Below are 20,349 nucleotides of genomic sequence, written 5' to 3'. Positions count from 1 at the left end.
CCCCGGTCGCTCCTGGGACAGACGCGCGAGCCGGTGCCGGCCGGGCAGCATTCAGCCGTCAAGGACGAACGAAGCAGGGAACCGGAATGAGTGACTACCTTCTGCAGGCGGACTCCATCACCAAGGAGTTCGCCGACGGCCGCGGCGGAACACCGACGCCGGTGTTGCGCGGCATTTCCCTCGGGATCTTCCCTGGGGAGTTCGTGGCCATCGTGGGACCGAGCGGGTCGGGCAAGTCGACGCTGTTGTACTGCCTGTCCGGACTCGAGCCGGTGACGTCCGGGGACGTCACGGTGATGGGCCGGTCCTTGAGCGGTCTCGGCCGGCGAGCGCAGGCCGCGGTCCGCCGAGAGCACATCGGCTTCGTCTTCCAGTCCTACAACCTCATCCGCTCGTTGACGGCCTGGGAGAACGTGGCGCTGCCGGCCCGGCTGGCCAAACGGAACGTCGGTGCCGAGGACGTGAGCCGGGCTTTGCACCAGGTGGGGCTGGCCGATCGTGCCTCCTACAAGCCGGCTGCGCTTTCCGGTGGCCAGCAGCAGCGGGTCGCCATCGCCCGGGTGCTGGCCATGCGCCCGGACATCGTCTTCGCCGACGAACCCACCGGCGCGCTGGACACCGAGGCGGGCGCCCAGGTGCTCGGCCTGCTGCGGGCGGTCAGCGACGGCGGCCGGTCCGTGGTCATGGTGACCCACGACCTGCAGGCGGCGGCCACGGCGGACCGGGTGCTCGTGCTGCGGGACGGGATGATCCACCGCACGTTGCGGCGGCCCAGCGCCGCGGACGTGCTCGACGCGCTCACCCACGCCCGTGCGGCGGTGGCTTGACATGCTGCGTCTCATCTTCTCCGACCTGCTCGACAACTTCCGGGTCTGGCTGGGAGTCCTGCTTGTCACGGCGGCCACGGCCGTCGTCGGCGCCGTCGTGGCGTGCGACATCGAGACCGGGTTGGTCACCGGCGGAAACGTCGCCCTGGCGCTCTACGGCATCAGTGGCACAATGATCGTCTTCAGCGTGGCGGCCGCGCTCGTCGTCCTCGGCTCGGTCACCGCCCTGGCCGTGGCGCTGCACCAGCGCGCCTACGCGTTGTGGCAACTGGTCGGCCTGCGCCCCGCGCACGTCCGGACGGTCGTCCACGCCCAACTGGCCACGCTCGCCCTCGTCGGCGGCACGGCCGGGTGTTTCCTGGCGGTGCCGGTGCTGCGGCCGTTGTTCCGCTTCAGCTTCGCGTCGAGCCCGGGGTTTTCGTCGGTGCGGCCGAGCTTCGGGGGCGTCTCGGCGGCCGCGGTGGTGGTGTTCGTCGTCCTGCTGGCCGTGGCCGCCAGTGCGCGCGGCGCCCGCCGGGCCGCCCACACGCCGGTCATCCGGACCCTGCGCGAGGCGGACGCGCCGCCGGTGACCATGAGCCGGAAGCGGTGGGTGGCCGCCGCAGCCATGGCCGCGGCCCTGGCCTGGCTCGTCAGCACGCTTCCCGGCACGGATCCGGGCCGGATGGACACACCGCTGATGCTGGTCGGTCCGCTCGTGGCCGGGATCTTCACGGCGCTGGGCCCGCTGTTCACGGCGCGGCTGGTGCGGGGCTGGACCGCCCTGGTCCCGGATTCGTGGTCCAGTGCCTGGTACCTGGCGCGCAACGCGAGCGTGAGCCACCTCAGCCGGAGCACCGCGGTGATCGACCCGCTGCTGGTGGCCATCGCGCTGGCCGGGGGCTTGTACGCCGCCGGCGACGCGACGCGCGGCGCCACCGGCGATGCCGGTGCGCTGCCCGTCGGAGCGGTCGTGCTGCTGCTCGGGGGTCCGGTCCTGCTGTCGCTGCTGGGCGCGACCGCCACCATCTTCATGTCCAGCCGCAGCCGTGAGCGTGAAGTCGCCCTGGTCGTGGCCGGTGGCGGCAGCCCGGCGACAGTGACTGCCGCCGCGGCGGCCGAGGCGGTGATCTACGTCGGGACCGCCTGCCTGCTCGGGCTGGCCGCCGTGGCGACGACGTTGCTGGCCGGCGCCTGGGGCACCGGCCAGGGCCTCGGAGTTTCGTCCGCGACCGCGGCGGCGGTCGCCGCGCTGACCGCGGGCGGGGCCCTGCTCATCGTGCCCGCGACGGTCATTCCCGCCCTGCTCGCCCTGCGCCAGGACGTGCCGCGGGCGCTCGCCGCGGAATGAAAGACCCCGTCCTGCCTCGGCGCGTGCCGAGGCAGGACGGGCCGTACCGAAAGAACTCAGCGCCCACCGAGGAGACGAACCATGCGAATCGATCAGCACAGCCCGGCGGACAAGCCGGACACCGACGAGATGAAGGTCATCCACAAAGCCCTTCGCCGCGAGATGGAACTGCTGGGCCCGGTGATCGCCGCCATACCCGCAGGCGAGCGGACCGCCGCTTCGACCGTTGCCAAGCACGCCGGCCTGATGCTCACCGTGCTGCACGAGCACCACGACAGCGAGGACCGGTACCTGTGGCCGTTGCTGCACGAGCGGCTCACCCTGGACGACAGCCTCATCGACACCATGGAAGAACAGCACGAGGCGCTGGCGAAGATCATCGCGTCGATCGAACCGGATCTGCCCGGGTGGGCGGCCACGGCGACCGCGCAGCTGCGCGATCACCTGGCCGCCCGCTTCGGGGAGCTGGCCGCGGCTCTGGGGGAACACCTGGACCTCGAAGAGCGGCGGGTCCTGCCGCTGATCCGCGAACAGCTGTCGGTGGCGGAGTGGAAGGCGCCGCAGAAGGCGGCCATGCGCAATCTGCCCGGCGACTTCCGGTCCCGGATGCTGCTGGCGGGGGTCGTGCTCGAAGACGCCACGCCGGGGGAGCGACGCTGGTTCCTGCACGAGATGCCGGCGCCGGCCCGCCTGATCTGGCGGGTCGCCGGCGTCCGCCTGTATACGGCTCATGTGCGCGCGGTGCGCCTCACCGGCTGAACTTCGCGGCGTAGGCCTGGGCGAAGTCGTCGATGGTGCGCGGGGCGCGGCCGGTCACCTCTTCGACGGTGGCGGTGGTCCCGGCGCCGTAGCCGTGGCGCAGGACGCCGTCGTAGAGGGTGGCCATGTCCTCGGCGTAGCCGGCCCCGTTGCCATCGGCGAGATACCGGCGCAGGAAGCTCTCCCGTGGGCCGTCGACGTGGCTCAGGGGCCTGCCGACGACGTCGGCGATCCGGGCCAGCGCTTGGGCCGCGGTGAGGTTCTCCGGGCCGGTGAGCGCGAGGTCGCGGTCGCCGCCGGCCGGGGCCAGAAGTTCGGCGACGGCGACGTCGGCGATGTCCCGGGCGTCGATCATGGCCATGGCGCCGTCGCCGAGCGGCAGCTCCAGCCGGCCGGCGGGGTCGATCCAGGGGATGTACTGCAGCAGGTTGTCCATGAAGAACGCGGGCCGCAGGATCGTGTGGGGGACACCGCCGGCGGTCAGCTCCTGCTCGGCCGCGTAGTGCACGCGGGCGAGGGCCAGCGGCGCGTCCGGGGACACCCCGCCGACACTGACCTTGACCACCCGCCGCACCCCGGCCTTGGCCGCGGCGCGGATCACCGACTGCTCCTGGGCGAGCTGGGTGGGCACGTTGGCCGTCACCAGGAACACCGCGTCCACCTCGGTCAGCAGTTCGGGAACGCGAGCCTCGTCGGCGAGGTCGGCTGCGACCGCTTCCGCGGCCGGCAGTTCCCGGTGCAGGGCGGTGGCGCTTTCGGGCCGGTGCACGACACCGCGCACGGCGATCCCTTTCTCGGCCAGGCGGTGTGTCACCAGGCCGCCGACCGTGCCGGCTGCGCCGGTCACGAGAACCTTCATCGAGTTGCTCCTCACAGTTGCTGCTGGATGGCACGGGAACCTGTCGGGCGCAGGTTCTCGAGCCTGATGGGCAGGTCGCGGATGCGGGTGCCCGTCGCGTGGAAGACCGCGTTCGCGATGGCGGCCGCGGCGCCGACCACGCCGATCTCGCCGATTCCCTTGCCGCCCAGCGGGTTCAGCTCCTGGTCGTGTTCGGGCAGCATGATCACGTCGATGTCGCGGACGTCGGCGTGCGCCGGGACGTGGTAGCCGGCGAGGTCGTGGTTGACGAAGTCGCCGAAGGTCGGATCGAGCTCGGCGGCCTCCATCAGGGCGCCGCCGATGCCCATGATCATGCCGCCGATCAGCTGGGAGCGCGCGGTCCGCGGGTTGAGGATGCGGCCGCCGGCGAACACGCCGAGCATCCGCTCGACGCGCACCTGCCCGGTGACGGTGTCGACGGCGACTTCGGCGAACTGGGCTCCGTAGGCGTTGCGGCTGACCTGGCGCATCGCGTTGACCTCGTCGGTGGTGTCGGCGTGCACCGTCAGCCCGGGCGTCGCGCCCGCCTCCCGCAGCATCCGGGCGGCCTTGTCGATGGCCCAGCTCCAGGAGGCGGTGCCGAGGGAGGCGCCGGCGAACGCGGCGACGCTCAGCGACGCGCGGCCCAGCACCAAGCGGATCCGCTCGACCGGGACGGCCAGGGCGTCCGCGGCGACCTGGGCGAGGACCGTGCGTGCTCCGGTGCCGATGTCGACTGCCCCGATGGCGAAGGTGAATGTCCCGTCCGTTTCGGCGGTGGCCCGGGCGGTGGAGGGCACGGTGAACACGGGGTAGCGGGAGGCGGCCACGCCGGTTCCGCGCAGCCAGCGTCCGTCGCGGCGGAGGCCGGGCCGGGGGTCGCGGTCCGCCCAGCCGAACCGTTGGGCGCCGGTCCGTAGACAGGCGAGCAGGTTCCGGCTGCTGAACGGCGTGCCGTCGGCGGGGTCCACGGATGGTTCGTTGCGGATCCGCAGCTCGATCGGGTCGAGATTCAGTTCGCAGGCCAGTTCGTCCATGGCGCATTCGAGCCCGAACATTCCCGGAACCTCGCCGGGGCCTCGCATCCAGCCGGGGGAGGGCACGTCCAGCCGGACGGCGGTGGCGGTGGTGCGGGCGTGCTCGGCGGCGTACATCATGCGCGCCGAGCTGGCGGTCTGGTCGACGTAGCCCGACAGCGTGGAGGCCAGGTGCTGGGCCTCGTGCACGATGGCGCGCAGCCGGCCCTGACGGTCGGCGCCGAGGGCGATCCGCTGGATGGCCGGTGACCGGTAGGTCTCGTGCGCGCTCATCAACGGCCGGTTCCACGCGACCTTGACCGGCCGGTCCACGAGCCGCGCGGCGAGGGCGGCGACCATCGCCGGTGGCCGGGGCGAGGCCTTGGCGCCGAAACCGCCGCCGACGTAGTCGCAGATCACCTCGACGTCCGCGGGGTCCAGACCGAACAGGTACGCGAAGGTCTGGCTCGTGTTCGAGGGCCCTTGTTCGGAGCTGTAAAGAGTGAGCCGTCCGTCCGCCCAGGCCGCGATGGTCGAGTGCGGCTCCATGGGGTGCGCGTGCTGCGGGGGCGTGGTGTACACGACGTCGACGCGGACGTCGGCCCGGTCCAGTTCGGCGTCCGCGTCGCCGCGGGCCACGTGCCCGGGCCCGAGGTCGCCGACCATGTCCGGGATGTAGGCCCGCGGGTCGTTCGGCCGGAACACCACGTCGTGCGGGTGTTCCTCGTAGCGCACGACCAGCGCCTCGGCGCCTTCCCGGGCCGCTTCGGAGGAGGTCGCGATGACCGCGGCGACGACCTGTCCCCGGTAGGAGATCTCGTCGGTCTGCAGCAGGAGCAGCTCCGGCACCGACACCTGCTGGACCGGCCCGAGATCGAAGCCGGTGTGCAGCGTGGCGGCGTTGCCGTGGTGCAGGACCGCCACGACGCCGGGCACCGCGGTCGCCGAAGCCTCGTCGATGCCGGAGACCCGGCCCTTGACGACGGCCGAGGTCACCGGCCACGCGTACAGCGCACCGTCGACGTGGTGTTCGTAGGCGTAGGTGGCCGCCCCGGTGACCTTCGCCCTGGCGTCCTGACGTTCGAGGGGAGTGCCGATCGACGTCATCGGGTCACCTCCGGATTGCGGGCGCGGTCGGCGAGGTCGGTGAGGACGGCGGCCGTCACGTCCGCGGTGAGGTCCACTTTGAACGCGTTCTGGGGCAGTGTTGTGGCCTGACGCAGTTCCGCGCGCGCCGCGCGGGCGAACAGCTCCACGCTCGGTACCTGTCCCGGCAACAGGCCTTCGGCGACGGTGGCCCGCCACGGGCGCGGCGCCACCCCGCCCCAGGCGATGCGCACCTGGTCGATCCGTCCGTCGGCGCGCAGGGTCAGCAGGGCGGCGACGCTGATCACCGCGAAGGCGTAGGACCACCGGTCGCGGACCTTCCGGTAGTGCATTACCGCCCCCTCGGGGGCTGGGGGCAGCACGATCTCGGTGATCAGGTCCCCGTGCCGCAGGACCGTCTCCCGCTCTGGGGTGTCGCCGGGCAAGGTGTGGAAGTCCCGCAACGCCACCGAGCGTGGCCCGTCGGGCCCGTGGATGGTGACGGTCGCGTCCAGCACCGCCAGGCCGACGGCCATGTCCGAGGGCTGGGTCGCGATGCAGGCGGACGAGACGCCGAGAATGCCCAAGTCGCGGTGCGCGCCCGAGCGGGCCGGGCAGCCCGAACCCGGCTCTCGTTTGTTGCAGGGCTTGCGCACGTCCTGGAAGTAGGCGCAGCGGGTGCGCTGCAGCAGGTTCCCGGCCACCGTGGCGGCGTTGCGCAGCTGCCCGGACGCGCCGGCGAGAACGGCTTCGGGCAACACCGGGAATTCCCGGCGCACGGCGGGATCACCGGCCAGGGCGGCGTTGGTCACCGTCGCGCCGATGACGGTTGCACCGCCGGGGTGGCGGCCGATACCGCCGAGCGGCAGCTCGGAGATGTCGACGAGGGTGTCGGGCCGGGCGACCCCGAGCTTCATCAGGTCCACCAGGTTCGTGCCGCCGGCGAGGAAGGCGGTGTCCGGATTCCTCGTGACGGCCGTGACGGCTTCGGCGATACCGCCGGCGCGTTGGTATGCGAAGGGTTTCATCGGTTCGTCACCGCCGCGACCTCGGTGATGGCGGCGAGGATGCCGCGGTGGGCGCCGCAGCGGCACAGATTGCCGCTCATGCGCTCGCGGATCTCGTCCGCGGTGAGCGCGGCCGCCGACTCGATGCCGGCGGCCACGTCGGGGGTGACGTGGCTGGGCCAGCCCGCGTCGGCTTCGGCGAGCGCGCCGAGCGCGGAGCAGATCTGCCCTGGCGTGCAGTAGCCGCACTGCAGTGCGTCGTTGGCCACGAAAGCTTCCTGCAGGGGGTGCAGGCCGTCGCCGTCGGCGAGGTCGTGGACGCCTTCGATGGTGACGACCGTGCCGCCCGAGGCCGAGACGGCCAGCTTCAGGCAGCTGTTGACCCGCTGTCCGTTCAGCAGGACTGTGCACGCGCCGCACTGCCCGTGGTCGCAGCCTTTCTTGGTTCCGGTGAGGCCGAGGTGCTCGCGTAACAGGTCGAGCAGCGTGACGCGGTTGTCGACCGTGGCGGTCGTGTCGGCCCCGTTGATGCGCAGGCCGATTTCGGTGTGGGGTGTGGTGTCCACCTTGAACTCACTTTCTGTGCGCGGTCCGGCTACCGCAGGCGGCGCAGGGCGGTCGCGGCGACCAGCACCGCGGCCACCGCGGGCAGCGCGAAGACGAAATAGTCGGTCGCCACCCCGACGTGGTCCACGACCAGGCCGCCGACGAACGACCCGGCCGCCAGCGACAGCTGGCTGACGGTCACGAAGAGCGCGAGCGCACCTTCGGCCGCCTCGCCCCGCATCATGTTGGTCTGCAACGAAATGGGCACGGCACCGAAGCCGATTCCCCACGCGCACAGAGCGACGAGAACCAGGGCCTGCGCGTGCCACTGTCCGAGCGCGAGCAGCGACAGGGCGAGGACGGCCGCGGCGGTGCCCAGCGTGGCGGGCAGGCTGCGGTTCAGCGTCGCCCCGGCGGTGAAGTTGCCGACGAATCCGGCGATCCCGTAGAGCAGCAGCAACACGGCCACCGTCGAGGCCGAAAACCCCGCGCGGTCACCGAGATACGACGAGACGAACGTGTAGGCGCCGAAGTGCCCGAAGAACAACAGGGCCGAGAGCATCAGCCCGACGCGCGCCCGCGGGCGGCGCAACAGCCCGAGAACATCCCCGGCGTGCAAGGGCTTGCCGGCGGGCATCCGCGGGAGCACGCGTAGCTGCAGGAGCAGGACCAGCACGCTCAGCGCGCCCACGCCGAACAGTGCCGAGCGCCAGCCCCAGTGCTGGGCGACGAGGTGGCCGACCGGCAGGCTGACCACCGTGCCCGCGGAGATGCCGGCCATGATCAGCGAGGTGGCCCGCGTCACGCGGGCTGCCGGAACGAGCCGTGGACCCACCCCGGCGCCGATCGTCCAGAACGCGCCGATCGCGGCCCCGAGCAGCAACCGGGCCATCATCACCAGCGCGAAGCTGGGGGAGAGCGCGGCCAGCAGGTCCGACAGCGCGACGACGCCTGTGAGGCCCCAGAGCACCACGCGTCGGTCCAGTGAACCGAAAGCCAAGGTGAGGGCGGGCGCCGCGACCGCGGCGAGCAGCCCTGGCAGGACGAGGGTCAGCCCGGCGGTGCCGGCCGAGACACCGAACTGCCGCACGATGTCGGGCAGCACGGCGATCACGATGAACTCGGACAGGACCAGCGTGAACGACGCTGCCGCCACGGAACCGACGGCGATCCACCCCGCTCGTCCCCCGGCGGCCGCGGGCTCCCGTGGACCGAGGCAGGCCGGCAGCGTGCCGACGGCGGTTGTTGGTTGAGGCACCGATGAGCCTTCCCGCTCGCAGACGTTGGGTCCCGCCCAGGCTGGTCTTTCCCGGCGGCCGGCGGCATCCGTCACGTGACTGCGGATGGGATCCGCGGACGTCGGCGCCGGCCGGTCGGCACCGTTCGCCGCAGTGGTAACGGTGCGCGGACGACCCGGCCGGGTAAGTCACGTGACCGATGTGGCGGTGCCCTGCCGCGGTTCACGATGGGATCCGACAGCAAAGCCACGAAAGGGAAACGATGAAGATCGGCATTCTGGGAGCGGGAGCGATCGGCACCGCGGTGGCCACCCGCCTGGCCGCGGGCGGTCACCAGGTCGTCCTGAGCAACAGCCGCGGCCCGGACACCTTGGCGAGCGTGGTCGGGAAGCTGGGGTCCGGCGTGTCGGCCGGCACCCGCGACGAGGCGGCCCAGGCCGAGCTCGTCGTCCTCGCCGTGCCGGGCGACCGCACGACCGAGGCGCTCGCCGGGCTGCCCGGCTGGGATGGCCGCGTGCTGGTGGACGCCACCAACGACTACGCCGGATCGTCGTCCGGCCCGGAGGGGGAAACCTCCAGTGAAGCGGTCGCCCGCCGGGCGCCGGGCGCACGCGTGGTCAAGGCGTTCAACCACCTGTTCGCCGCGACGCTGGCCGCGGACCCACGGCGACCGGAGGGCAACCGCGTGCTGTTCGTCTCAGGTGACGACGATGACGCCAAGAAGATGTTCACCGGCCTGCTGACCGAGCTCGGGTTCGCGCCGATCGACCTGGGCGGCTTGGCCGACGGCGGCCGATTGCACCAGGTGCCCGGCGGACCGCTGCTCGGTCAGGACCTCGTGCGGCTGACCCCGGCGGAGCAGCAGACCCGGCAGTGAGCGACACGGGCGGGGAACCTGCCGTCCGCGACCGCCTGACCAGCGTTGACCACTCCGGCCACGATCACCCGCGCGTCGGAAACCCGAGTGAAGGAGTCCCATGGAGGGGATCGACCCCGCCGCGCCGCCGAGCGGCACGGGCTGCGCCGACTGCGAAGCCATGACCCCGCCCGGCTGGTGGTTCCACCTGCGGCGATGCGCCGGGTGCGGGCGGATCGGCTGCTGCGACTCTTCGCCGAACCAACACGCCAGTGCGCACGCCGCGGCCACCGGTCACCGGTTCGTGCGCAGCTTCGAGCCGGGCGAGGAATGGTTCTGGGACTACGGCGAGCAGGTCATGTACGAAAGCGGCCCCGCGCTCGCCGCTCCCGAGCACCGTCCGCTGGGCCAGGGCGTGCCGGGCCCGGCGGCGCGGGTGCCCGGCGACTGGGCCGAGCACCTGCACCGGTGACCGGTCAGGCGTCGACGTCCGCGGCCCCCGCGAGCACGCTGCCGAGCATGCCCGGGAAGCGGGCATCGAGGTCGTCTCGGCGCAGCTGGACGGCGTGCTCCCGGCCCCGCACCCGCGTCGAGGTGATCCCGGCTTCGCGCAAGGTCTTGAAGTGGTGCGACAGCGTGGACTTGTGGATGTCCAGGTCGTACTCCTGTACCGAACAGGGGTGGTAGCGGTCGTCGGCCAGGGTGCGCAGGATCCGCAGCCGCACCGGATCGGCCAGCGCCTTGAGCACGGCGACGAAGTCGATCCGGTCCGGCTCGGGTTCCGGGAAGGCCGGGGACCGCTCACCCCACTGACTGTTTGACATGTGTCCAACTGTAGCGCACACTGTTGGACATGCATCAAACAATCACGCCGTCCGTCGAGGACAACCGCGCCGCGATCGCACCCGACGTCGAGCCGAAGGGTCGGGTCGCCATCCTGACCGCGGACCAGGTCGAAGACACCGAGTTCTTCTACCCCTACTACCGCTTCTGGGAAGCGGGCTACCAGGTCGACGTCCTGACCCCGACCGGGGAAGGCTTCACCGGCTACAAGGGTCTTCCGCTCAGAACCGGCACCCGCCCGATCGAAGGCGCGCAAGCGCAGGACTACGACGCCCTGTTCGTCCCGGGCGGCCTCGCCCCCGGCGAGCTGCGCAAGAACGAGGCGGCGCTGGACTTCGTCCGTGAATTCGCGGCCACCGGCCGGCCGGTGGCCGCCCTGTGCCACGGACCCCAGGTGCTCATCAGCGCCGGGCTGGCCGAAGGCCGCCGCATGACGTCCTGGCGGGACGTCGCCCCCGAGGTGCGCGCCGCCGGCGCCACCTACGTCGACGAGCCTGCGGTGGAAGACGGGCAGTTCATCACCGCCCGCAAGCCCGGGGACATGCCGGTGCAGATGCACCGCCTTCTCGAGGTGCTCGACGAGCGCCGTGAACAGAACGACAACAAGGAGAACGCGTGAAGCAGACGATGCTGGGTGACGGTCTCACCGTCCCGGCGCAGGGGCTCGGCGCGATGGGCATGAGTGCCTTCTACGGCACCACCGACGAAACCGAGGCGATGGCGACCCTGCGGCACGCGCTCGACATCGGCGTCACCATGATCGACACGGCCGAGGCGTACGGGCCGTTCGAGAACGAGAAGCTGATCGCCCGCGCCCTCGGTGACCGGCGCGACGTGGCCGTGCTGGCGACGAAGTTCGCCACCGAATTCGACGACGAGGGCCGTCCGCACGGCCTCAACGGCCGCCCGGAGTACGCCCGCCGCGCGGCGGAGCGTTCCCTGCGCCACCTCGGCACCGACGTGATCGACCTGTTTTACCTGCACCGGGTCGACCCCGCCGTGCCGATCGAGGAAACCGTGGGCGGCATGGCCGAACTCGTCCGCGACGGGCTCGTCCGCCACATCGGGCTCTCGGAGGTCTCGGCGGCCACCATCCGCCGGGCGCACGCGGTGCATCCTCTCGCCGCGGTCCAGTCGGAGTTCTCCCTGTTCTCCCGGGATGTGCTCGACAACGGCGTGCTGGACACGCTCCGGCAGCTGGGCATCGGGCTGGTCGCGTTCTCCCCGCTCGGCCGCGGCTTCCTCGCCGGCCGGATCACCACGGTGGACGACCTGGAGCCCGGCGACGCCCGCCGGACGCTGCCCCGGTTCCAGCCGGAGGCCATCGCGGCGAACCTGCGGGTCGTCGACCAGGTGCAGCGGATCGCCGCGGCGAAGGACGCTACGTCCGCCCAGGTCGCGCTCGCGTGGGTGCGGGCCCAGGGTGCGGTCGCGATCCCCGGAACCCGGTACCGCTCGCGGCTTGAGGAGAACGCCGCGGCCGTCGACCTGGTGCTGACCGGCGACGACCTCGCGGCCCTCCGGCGCGCGGTGACCGAGACCGGGGTCGCCGGCGAACGGGACACTGAGGCCGGTCTGGCCCGGTTGCACGCGTGATCAGGTCTCGGAAGGCTTTTCCAGCACGTCCCGAAGCTGGGTGCGCGCCGTGATGCCCAGCTTGGGAAACACCTTGTGAAGGTGTGCGCCGACCGTGCGGTGCGACAGGTAGAGCCGGTCGGCGATCTCCTTGTTGGTCAGCCCTTCGGCGGCCAGCGCCGCGATCTGCAGTTCCTGCGGGGTGAGTCCGCCCTGGACGCCGGTCCTGGCGGCGGTGGCGGGCGTGCCGCCGGCGGCGGTGAGCTCGGCCGCCGCCCGTGCCGCCCAGCCCTGCGCCCCCGCGTCCTCGAAAGCCTTGCTCGCCGCGGTGAGGTGCTCGCGGGCCTGGGCGATCCGCCGCCTCCGCCGCAGCCACTCGCCGTAGGCCAGCTGCGTGCGGGCGACCTCCATGCGCGCCTCGCTCCGCAGGCCGTGCTCCAGCGCCAGCTCGTAGTGCTCGGCGGCTTCCGGTCCGTCCAGCAACAACGCGCGGCTGCGGTGCACCACCGTCCACAGGTGCGGTGAGTCGAAGACCCGGGCGTCGGCCTCGACGCGGGTCACGAACGCCTCGGCGTCGCCGGCTTTCCCGCTGCGCAGGGCCACTTCCGTCAGGTCGGCCACGCTCATCCGGGCCAGCGGGGGGAACACCTGGACCTGCATCAACTCGGTCCAGGCTTCCTCGTACCGCTGGCTGTGGAAGGCCACCAGCCCGGCGGCCCACGAGGCCAGGGCTGTCTCGTGTCCCCGCGGTGCCTCCGTCGACAGCCGCCGGCTGCGCCGGACGGCGGCCGCGGCCTCGGCCATCTCACTTCGCCACGCGAAGGCGTACGCGGAGGCCGCCTCGGCGGCCGCGGCCACGGCCGGCAATCCGGCGTGGCCGGCGATCCGCAGCCCGAGTTCGGCCCGTTGCTGTGCCTCCTGCAGCCTGCCCAGCAGAAGCTCCGTGCTCGCGCGCGTGGCCAGGAGTTGCGCCTCGTCCACCGAGGAGCCCAGCGAGGGCAGGTAGTCGCAGCCGGCCGCCCAGGCCAGCCGAGCGGCAGGCAGGTCGTGCAGCAAAAAAGCGGCGTGGCCGAGCGAGAGCAGGACCCGCATGTCCTGTCCGACGAGTGGCACCAGCGAACGCAGCTTGGGCTTGAGGACGTCCAGCCGCCCGGCGGGATCGACCAGCGCCCGGGCGATCTCCTGAACCGGATCCCAGCGGCCCAGATCGATCGCCGCCAATTCCCGGGCGACCGCGGCGGTCTCCTCAGCGCTACGGGCACGGTCCACGCACTCCAGGGCCATCGCCCACAACAGCCGCACCCGGGCCTCCGGGTGTCCGGATCCGTCCGGACCGGCCAGCCGGCGGACCAGCACGAGCAGTTCACGGATGCTGCGAGCCGGCACACCGGAAGCCAGCGACGTGCCCACCTCGGTGCTGGCCAGCTGGACGATCGTGTCGGGCTCGGTCGCTACCGGCACCGCTTCGCGCAGCATCGCCCAGACCGCGTCCGGCTCGCCCGCCCGGCGCGCCAGCTCGGCTGCTTCCGACAGCCGCCGGACCCGGTCGTCGACGCGCGGGGAGACTTCGGCCGCCTTCTGCAGCGCGGCGGCGGCCTCGGAGCGGGCTCCGTGCCGGGCCGCGGTCTGGCCGGCGGCCTCCAGCTCCGCGGCCAGCGTCTCGTCGCGGCCGTAGGAGCCGGCGGCGCGGTGCCAGGCCGCGCGGCCTGGATCGTGGGCGGCGGCCGCCAGCGCGAGGTGGGCGGCGGTGCGTTCGCGGGACGACGCCGCGCCGTAGACCGCCGACCGGACCAGGGGATGGCGGAAACGCAGCCGGTCACCCGACAGCGTGAGCAGCCCGGACTTCTCCAGGGGATCGAGGTCCTCCCTCGTGAGCCCCAGTTCCCGGGCGGCGGCGACGAGCTCGGGCAGCGGCATGTCTTCCCCGCAGGCCGCCATCACCAGCAGGCGCCGGCTGCCGTCGGGCAGGTGCGCCGCCTGCTCCAGGAACGCCGACTCCAGCCTGCGGCTGGTCGGCAGCAAGCCCGGCAGGAGCCCGACGCCGTCGCCGTGCTCGCGCACGGCGACGGGCAGCTCCCGCAACGCGAGTGGGTTGCCGCCGGCTTCGTCGAGGATCCGCTTCCGCTCTCCCTCGCTCAGCGCGACGCCGGCGTGTGCCAGCAACTCGTCCGACTCGGCGCGGGTCAGCGGGGCCAACGGCAGGACGGCTCCGGCCGGCGCCCAGGGAATCTCGATCTCCGGGTCCTCCGCGCGGACTGTCACCAGCAGCAGGATGGGGGCGTTGGTGAGCCGGCGCGCGAGAAACTTGATCACGGCGGCGCTCGAGGCGTCCAGCCACTGGAGGTCCTCGACGTACAGCAGCACCGGCTGCTCGGACGCGGCGTCCTCGAGGATCCCGAGAGCGGCGAGCGCGACGAGGAGGTCCTGCACCCCGGCGTCGTCGGCCAGGCCGAACGCCGCCTGCAGGGCCGCGCGCTGCCGGTCGGGCAACGACGAACCGTCGTCCCACACCGGGTACAGCAGCTCGTGCAGACCGGCGAAGCCCGGGGTGGCCTCGCTCTGGTAGCCGGTACAGCGCAGCTCGCGGAATCCCGCCGCACGGGCGTGCTCGGCGACGGCCTCGGCCAGGGTGGTCTTGCCGATCCCCGCCTCACCGGCGATGACAACGGCGCGCCCCGTCGTCGTCATCGTGTCGATCAGGCGAGTCAGGACCGACAGTTCCGACGTGCGGCCGATCACGAGGCGTGGTCCTTCCTTCCGGGCTGTTCCGCACGAGCATAGGTCGGTCCGCCGGATTCGGCCGGAGGCCACAACCAACACCAGTCGCGTGACAGATGCCTCGCCGCGGCGGGCCTGGAACCGTCGGCATCACGCCCACCGCGGGTTTCGCCGCCACGAGAGAAAGAACACCGATGACCGACTCCAAGCCCGTCCTCGAACCGGACGCCCAGGCCTTCGCCGACGCCAACTCGACGCCGCCGTTCCTCTACCAGATGTCCCCCGAAGAGGGCCGCAAGATCGTCGACAGCGTGCAGGCGAACCCCGGGCAGGTGCCCGACGCCGACATCGCCGACCTGACGATCACCGGCGGCCCGACCGGCACCGTGCCGGTCCGGATCGTCCGCCCGGTCGGCGCGACCGGTGTCCTGCCCGTCATCCTCTACGTCCACGGCCTCGGCTGGGTCTTCGGCGGGCCGCAGACCCACGACCGGCTGATCCGCGAACTCGCGGTCGGCACCGGTGCGGCCGTCGTGTTCCCGGACTACAGCCTCTCGCCCGAGGCGAAGTACCCGACGGCGATCGAGCAGATCTACGCGGTGGCCGAATGGATCCGCACCCACGGCGCCGAGCAGAGCCTCGACACCAGCCGGGTCGCCGTCGCGGGCGACTCGGTCGGCGGGAACATGGCCGCGGTCACCACGATCCTGGCCAAGCAGCGCGACGGCATCTCCTTCGCCGGCCAGCTGCTGTTCTACCCGGTGACCGACGCCAACTTCGACACCGGCTCCTACCGCCAGTTCGAAACCGGCTACTTCCTCGCCCGCGAGGGCATGCAGTGGTTCTGGGACCAGTACACCACCGACCCCGCACAGCGCGCCGAGATCACCGCGTCGCCGCTGCGGGCGCGCCTCGAGGATCTGGCCGGGCTTCCCGAGGCGCTCGTCATCGTCGGCGAGGCCGACGTGCTGCGCGACGAGGGTGAGGCGTACGCGGCCAAGCTGCGCGCGGCCGGCGTGCCGGTCACCGCGGTGCGCTACCAGGGCATCGTCCACGACTTCGTCGGCCTCAACCCGCTGCGCGGCACCCGTGCCGCGCAAGCGGCCATCACGCAGGGCATCGGCTTCCTGTCCGGCGTGCTCGGCACGGCCTGACCTCCGCCAGGCACGGGCGCGCACCGGCCAGAACCCGGTGCGCGCCCGTGACCGGCTGCCCACGCTCGCCGAGGCCGGCCGGAACGACGGGTCATGCTCGGCCTTCGGGCACTCCGGGGTCCGTCATGACTTCCCTCAGCTGCGCGCGGTTGGTGATACCGAGCTTCGGGAAGATCTTGTACAGGTGCGCGCCGACGGTCCGGTGCGACAGGTAAATTCGGTCGGCGATCTCCTTGTTCGTCAGCCCGTCCGCCGCCAAGCGCGCGATCTGCAGTTCCTGCGGGGTCAGCACCCCGGCGCCCGGACGACCGGTCCGCGGACGGCGGGCCGAGAGCACCCCGGCGGCCCGAAGCTCGGCGGCCGCCTGGTTCGCCCATTCCTCGGCCCCGTGCTCGTCGAAGGCGTACAGCGCCGCGGAGAGCTGGTCTCGTGCGTCGGGCGCCCGGCGCTCCCGGCGCAGCCACTGGCCGTAGGCCAGCTGGGTCCGTGCCCGTTCCAGCGCCGACAGCCCCTCGCGTCCGCGTTCGAGCGCGGCCTCGAAATGGGCGCCGGCCTTGCTGCCGGCAGCAAGCATCCCGCGGCACCGCTGCACCAGCATGTCCAGATCCGCCGAGCGCAGCCACGCGGCGTCGCGCTCCGCGCCATCGAGCACCCGCCGCGCCGATTCGGCCTTGCCCGAACGAATGGCCGCCTCGGTGAAGTCCCCGAGCGCCCACAAGGCCGTCGTCCGGTCCGCGCTCACCTTCCGCAGCTCGAGCCACGCGTCGCGATAGCTGCGTTGCTGCAGCGCAAGATGCCCGGAGGCCCAGGCCGCGCGCGCCGTCGTCGACGTCCACAACGCGTCCGGTGCCTGCTCGCCAAGCCGGGCGAGCGCGGCGACGGCTTCGGTACGCTCCCCTCGCCAGGCGAGCCCGAGTGCGCCGGAGGCCGCTGCGGCCGCCGCGACCGCGGGCAGCCCGAGCTCGGTCGCCATCCGCTCGGCCATCGTCGCCTCCGCGACGCCCTCGTACAGCGAGCCCACGAGCACCCGCTGGCACGCCAGCCACGCCAGCAGATGGCTCTCGTCTCCCAGAGCGCCGCTGCGCTGCAGATGGGTCCGGCCGGCAGTGAACGCCGCGAGCGCGGTGGGCAGGTCCTGCACTGTTTCGGCCGCCAAACCCAGGCTCAGGAGGACCCGCGGTTCGGTCAGCACCGGCGGCAGCAACGTCTCCAGCCGCGGCCGCGCCTGGGAGGTGTAGCCGAGTGGATCCAGCAGGGCCAGCCCGATCAGCTGCAGCGGGTCTCGCAGGTCCGGGTCGGCCTTCGTCAGCTCGGCCATGACTTCGGCGGCGTTGTGCTGGCCGCCGGGCCGGAGGGCGAGCTGGACGGCCGTGGCCCACAGCAGCCGGATCCGCTCGGCGCGGTGGTCGTCCCCGGCCGGGCCGGCCAGCCGCCGGGCCAGGGCCACCAGGCCCCGTTCACTCGGCGACGGCAGCCCGGACATCAGGTTGTTCACGATCTCGGTTCCGGCCAGCTCCACGAGCACGGCCGGCTGGGTGGCCAGCGGCCTGGCCTGCCGGACCGCGCCGAGGGCGTCGTTCGTCCTGCCCGCTTGACGCGCCAGCTCGGCGACCGCGGCCAACCGCCGGGCCCGCGGTGCCGCTTCGGGCGACAGCGCCGCCGCACGCTCGAGCGCGTTCACCGCTTCCGCGAGAGCACCTCGCTGCGCGGCCCCCATCCCCGCGGCCTCCAGCTCGGCCGCGATGTTCTCGTCACGCGCGCCGGCCGCCGCCGCGCGGTGCCACGCCGCCCGCATCGGATCCTGCGCGACCGCGGCCAAAACGCGGTGCGCGTCGGCGCGCTCGATCGACGACGCCGCTCCGTAGACGGCCGAACGAAGCAGCCCGTGGCTGAATCGCACGCGGCCCCGCCACACTTCCACCAACCCGCTGCGTTCCAGAGGATCGAGGTCCTCGGGACCGAGGCCGACCTGCAGGGCCGCCGCGACGAGATCGCTCAGCGCCAGCTCGCCGCCGGCCGCGGCGAGCAGCAGGAGCCGCCGGCTCGCCGCGGGCAGGGCCGCGGTCTGGGCGAGGAAAGCCTGTTCCAGGCGGCGGGTGGTGGGCAGCAGCGGAGGAAGCGGCACCTCGGGCGCCGGTCCCCGTTCCCGCAACGCGACGGCAATCTCCCGCAGCGCCAGCGGGTTGCCGCCCGCCTCCTGCAGAATGCGGGCCCGGCGGGCCGGTGTGAGGTCCGAGGCGACACTGTCGAGCAGCAGCGCCGAGTCCGCCGCGGACAAGGGACCGAGGGTCAGAGGAATACCGGGCAAGGACTTCGCCGGCTCGGCGTCCCCGGCTCCCGTGCGAACGGTCGCCAGCAGAAGGATCGGTGCCGCACTCAGGCGGCGCGCGAGGAATCTGATCACCTCGGCGGTCGAAGGATCGAGCCACTGCACGTCCTCCACGACCAGCAACAGCCGCTGCCGCGTCGCCACCTCTTCGAGCAGGCCCAGCACGGCAAGACCGATCAGCAGCCCTTCCGGGGCAGGTCCGTCGGCCATCCCGAAGGCGGTGAACAAGGACTGGCGCTGCCGCTCCGGCAGCCCTTCGGCTTCGTCCAGCACCGGATGGAGCAGCTCATGCAGTCCAGCGAACCCGGCATGCCCTTCGCCCTCCAGGCCCGTGCAGCGCAGCTGCCGGAACCCCTCCGCGCGAGCGAGTTCGCTGAACTCCTCCACGACCCGGGTCTTGCCGATACCCGCCTCGCCCGCGAGCACCACCGCCGCCCCGCCGGCCGTCACGCTCCGGGCGACCCGCGCGAGCTCGTCCAGTTCAGCCGTCCGGCCGATCACCGCGGCTCACCCCCGGCTGCCGGGTGGGCCTGATGGGAACGCGGCGACTCGATCTTGGAAAGAGGTGGGATGACCAATCTGGGCACGGTGCTAAAGTCCGCCTGGTCGGTGGGGTGATCGTCAGAGCGCGAGGTACGTAGTGGCCAAGGGGAGATACCACTCGCCCCGCAGGCTCAGCGCGGCCGCCGCCACCCGCGCCGCGATTCTGGACAGCGCCCGCGACCTCTACATCGAGCACGGCTACGTCAACGTCACCGTCGCCCAGATCGCCGCCGCAGCTGGCGTCGCGCCGCAGACCGTCTACAGCAGTGCCGGTGGAAAGGCCGAGATCCTCCGGGAACTGCTCGTACCTGCCATTCACGACCCCAACGCCGGACAAACGCTCCTCGCCGTAGCCCGGAGCGACAACCCCCGGGAGGTCGTCGACCTCGCCGCACGCGGAACCCGCTTGGCCCACGAAGCGCACTGGGAGATGCTCGAGGCGCTCGTTCCTGAATGCCGCACCGAACCCATCGCGGCAGCCGTCCTCGAAGCCGGGAACGCTCAATACTCCACCGCGCTCGCAGTCATCGCCACCAGACTGATCGAACTGAACGCGCTCCGGCCCGAAGTGGCCGAGCACACGGCGGCCGACGTGCTGTGGTTCTACGTCGGACAGGACGCCTGGTTCAGCCTCGTCAGCCACCGCAAATGGAGCTTCGACGACGCCGAGCACTGGCTGGCCGCCGAAGCCAAGAGAGCACTGCTCGCCTCCCCCGGCACTTGAAACATCACTCATCGCCGGAGCGCTCCATCGCCGCGCGATGCAATCGCGCATCCGCGGCAACGCATCGTAACCGAGCATCAGGGCACTCTAATCGATGGACTGTCCTCTAATCAACTTTGGCCCGCCTTGGCAGTCACCGGACTGAAGCGCCAGCTCCGGACTGCGCGCGAGGACGTGCCGAGTGCTCGTCGGCACTCCAGCCGCGCAGAGCCGTGCCCGCGATCGATCCGCCCACCACACCTCTCAAGGGTAGAGATATTACCGACTCGCTCCGTAGAGTGACGCTCTGTCGCACTACCCCAGTACCCGGCCTACCCGCCAATGCCCGAACCACCGACGGCGGCTATATGTGCATCGCCCCGGCAGATGCCTTTGACAATCCAGCTGGACTCGGTGCCCACGGCGGTCTTCAACAGCATGGTGACCTCACTGTCTTCGACAGTATCGAGTTCCAAGATCACCTGAATTCGGGCGCGATGCCGGGACCGGCCATGGCGCCGGAAGCGCATGCCGGCCAAACCACGGACCGGCCCAGCCAACGACCCGCAGTGGCAGGGACCCCTCGGTGCGATTCCGCAACCTTGCGGACCGGACTGCTACCGTCGAAGGTTGCCCAAATGCGTGTCACCAGATCGCGGCGGACCGTTTTGCTCGGCACCGCCGCTCACGCCTCCTCAACATCGACGACCTCGCCTTTCTCGCCGGTTCGGCCGCGGCACGGGGACCAGCCCCGCGTGCGCGGGGACGACGAGCCGGTGAGGTCGCAGTTGAACGGTTCCATGCCACCAGCCCCGCGTGCGCGGGGACGACATCGTGACGTACTGGGTGTATGTGAAGGCGATGGGACCAGCCCCGCGTGCGCGGGGACGACTTCGGCCTCGGTCTCGACCGGGGAGCCCAATCCGGACCAGCCCCGCGTGCGCGGGGACGACCAGGCGC

General features: G+C 72.1%; 17 protein-coding genes and 1 CRISPR repeat array (1 of these 18 running past the window's edge). Of the genes, 9 read left to right on the top strand and 8 right to left on the bottom strand.

Annotated features, from left to right (window positions below; genetic code table 11):
* The first annotated feature begins 86 nt into the window (after window positions 1-86).
* The 3 genes from C2L59_RS03955 (at window position 87) to C2L59_RS03945 (ending at window position 2,916) form a co-directional block, all read left to right on the top strand.
* Window positions 87-827, top strand: a complete 741-nt coding sequence (locus C2L59_RS03955) for an ABC transporter ATP-binding protein (RefSeq protein WP_103348135.1) — start codon at window positions 87-89, stop codon at window positions 825-827.
* Window position 828: 1 nt separating this feature from the next.
* The gene (locus C2L59_RS03950) at window positions 829-2,157 is read left to right on the top strand and encodes an FtsX-like permease family protein (protein WP_103348134.1); all 1,329 of its coding nucleotides are present in this window, start codon (window positions 829-831) and stop codon (window positions 2,155-2,157) included.
* 81 nt (window positions 2,158-2,238) lie between these two features.
* A complete protein-coding gene (locus tag C2L59_RS03945; RefSeq protein ID WP_103348133.1) occupies window positions 2,239-2,916 on the top strand; it encodes a hemerythrin domain-containing protein in 678 nt (225 codons plus the stop codon).
* Here C2L59_RS03945 and C2L59_RS03940 read toward each other — a convergent pair.
* The 5 genes from C2L59_RS03940 to C2L59_RS03920 are packed head-to-tail and all read right to left on the bottom strand — an operon-like array spanning window position 2,906 to window position 8,586.
* On the bottom strand, window positions 2,906-3,775 hold the full coding sequence (locus C2L59_RS03940; RefSeq protein WP_103348132.1) for an NAD(P)H-binding protein: 870 nt from the start codon (window positions 3,773-3,775) through the stop codon (window positions 2,906-2,908). The genes C2L59_RS03945 and C2L59_RS03940 overlap by 11 nt on opposite strands.
* An 11-nt stretch (window positions 3,776-3,786) precedes the next feature.
* Window positions 3,787-5,898 carry a xanthine dehydrogenase family protein molybdopterin-binding subunit gene (locus C2L59_RS03935; RefSeq protein WP_103348131.1) on the bottom strand — a complete coding sequence of 704 codons (2,112 nt, stop codon included), beginning with the start codon at window positions 5,896-5,898 and terminating at the stop codon, window positions 3,787-3,789.
* On the bottom strand, window positions 5,895-6,905 hold the full coding sequence (locus C2L59_RS03930) for a xanthine dehydrogenase family protein subunit M (RefSeq protein ID WP_103348130.1): 1,011 nt from the start codon (window positions 6,903-6,905) through the stop codon (window positions 5,895-5,897). The genes C2L59_RS03935 and C2L59_RS03930 overlap by 4 nt, the downstream gene beginning before the upstream one ends.
* Window positions 6,902-7,450, bottom strand: coding sequence for a 2Fe-2S iron-sulfur cluster-binding protein (locus C2L59_RS03925; protein WP_199198901.1), 549 nt, complete (start codon window positions 7,448-7,450; stop codon window positions 6,902-6,904). The genes C2L59_RS03930 and C2L59_RS03925 overlap by 4 nt, the downstream gene beginning before the upstream one ends.
* 29 nt (window positions 7,451-7,479) lie before the next feature.
* The gene (locus C2L59_RS03920; protein WP_158263021.1) at window positions 7,480-8,586 is read right to left on the bottom strand and encodes an MFS transporter; all 1,107 of its coding nucleotides are present in this window, start codon (window positions 8,584-8,586) and stop codon (window positions 7,480-7,482) included.
* Window positions 8,587-8,867: 281 nt separating this feature from the next.
* Here C2L59_RS03920 and C2L59_RS03915 point away from each other — a divergent pair, with 281 nt between their 5' ends.
* The gene (locus C2L59_RS03915; protein WP_103348128.1) at window positions 8,868-9,545 is read left to right on the top strand and encodes an NADPH-dependent F420 reductase; all 678 of its coding nucleotides are present in this window, start codon (window positions 8,868-8,870) and stop codon (window positions 9,543-9,545) included.
* Between the two features lie 100 nt (window positions 9,546-9,645).
* On the top strand, window positions 9,646-9,996 hold the full coding sequence (locus C2L59_RS03910; protein ID WP_103348127.1) for a UBP-type zinc finger domain-containing protein: 351 nt from the start codon (window positions 9,646-9,648) through the stop codon (window positions 9,994-9,996).
* A gap of 4 nt (window positions 9,997-10,000) precedes the next feature.
* Here C2L59_RS03910 and C2L59_RS03905 read toward each other — a convergent pair whose 3' ends face one another.
* On the bottom strand, window positions 10,001-10,348 hold the full coding sequence (locus tag C2L59_RS03905; protein WP_103348126.1) for a helix-turn-helix transcriptional regulator: 348 nt from the start codon (window positions 10,346-10,348) through the stop codon (window positions 10,001-10,003).
* A gap of 29 nt (window positions 10,349-10,377) precedes the next feature.
* Between C2L59_RS03905 and C2L59_RS03900 the strand changes: the two genes are divergently transcribed.
* Both C2L59_RS03900 and C2L59_RS03895 read left to right on the top strand, forming a co-directional pair.
* Complete coding sequence (locus tag C2L59_RS03900) at window positions 10,378-10,986, top strand: type 1 glutamine amidotransferase domain-containing protein (protein ID WP_103348125.1); 609 nt, start codon at window positions 10,378-10,380, stop codon at window positions 10,984-10,986.
* Window positions 10,983-11,963, top strand: a complete 981-nt coding sequence (locus C2L59_RS03895; protein WP_370444714.1) for an aldo/keto reductase — start codon at window positions 10,983-10,985, stop codon at window positions 11,961-11,963. Before C2L59_RS03900 ends, C2L59_RS03895 begins: the two co-directional genes overlap by 4 nt.
* Here C2L59_RS03895 and C2L59_RS03890 read toward each other — a convergent pair whose 3' ends face one another.
* Complete coding sequence (locus C2L59_RS03890; protein WP_146060266.1) at window positions 11,964-14,681, bottom strand: LuxR family transcriptional regulator; 2,718 nt, start codon at window positions 14,679-14,681, stop codon at window positions 11,964-11,966.
* Between the two features lie 173 nt (window positions 14,682-14,854).
* Here C2L59_RS03890 and C2L59_RS03885 point away from each other — a divergent pair, with 173 nt between their 5' ends.
* Window positions 14,855-15,814 (top strand): alpha/beta hydrolase, encoded by a 960-nt coding sequence (locus C2L59_RS03885; protein WP_103348123.1) that lies wholly within the window; start codon window positions 14,855-14,857, stop codon window positions 15,812-15,814.
* 91 nt (window positions 15,815-15,905) lie between these two features.
* Here the strand turns inward: C2L59_RS03885 and C2L59_RS03880 are convergent, their stop codons facing one another.
* On the bottom strand, window positions 15,906-18,644 hold the full coding sequence (locus C2L59_RS03880) for a LuxR family transcriptional regulator (RefSeq protein WP_103348122.1): 2,739 nt from the start codon (window positions 18,642-18,644) through the stop codon (window positions 15,906-15,908).
* A gap of 139 nt (window positions 18,645-18,783) precedes the next feature.
* Here C2L59_RS03880 and C2L59_RS03875 point away from each other — a divergent pair, with 139 nt between their 5' ends.
* Window positions 18,784-19,410: a TetR/AcrR family transcriptional regulator gene (locus tag C2L59_RS03875; RefSeq protein WP_103348121.1), complete on the top strand. Its 627-nt coding sequence runs from the start codon at window positions 18,784-18,786 to the stop codon at window positions 19,408-19,410.
* Between the two features lie 720 nt (window positions 19,411-20,130).
* Window positions 20,131-20,349: a CRISPR direct-repeat array (repeat unit 28 nt; unit sequence GGACCAGCCCCGCGTGCGCGGGGACGAC) (it continues 53 nt past the right edge of the window).

The organism is Amycolatopsis sp. CA-128772 (genome assembly GCF_002904295.1).
In the GTDB taxonomy this organism is placed as follows: Bacteria; Actinomycetota; Actinomycetes; order Mycobacteriales; family Pseudonocardiaceae; genus Amycolatopsis.
This window is presented reverse-complemented; position numbering and strand designations above follow the sequence as displayed.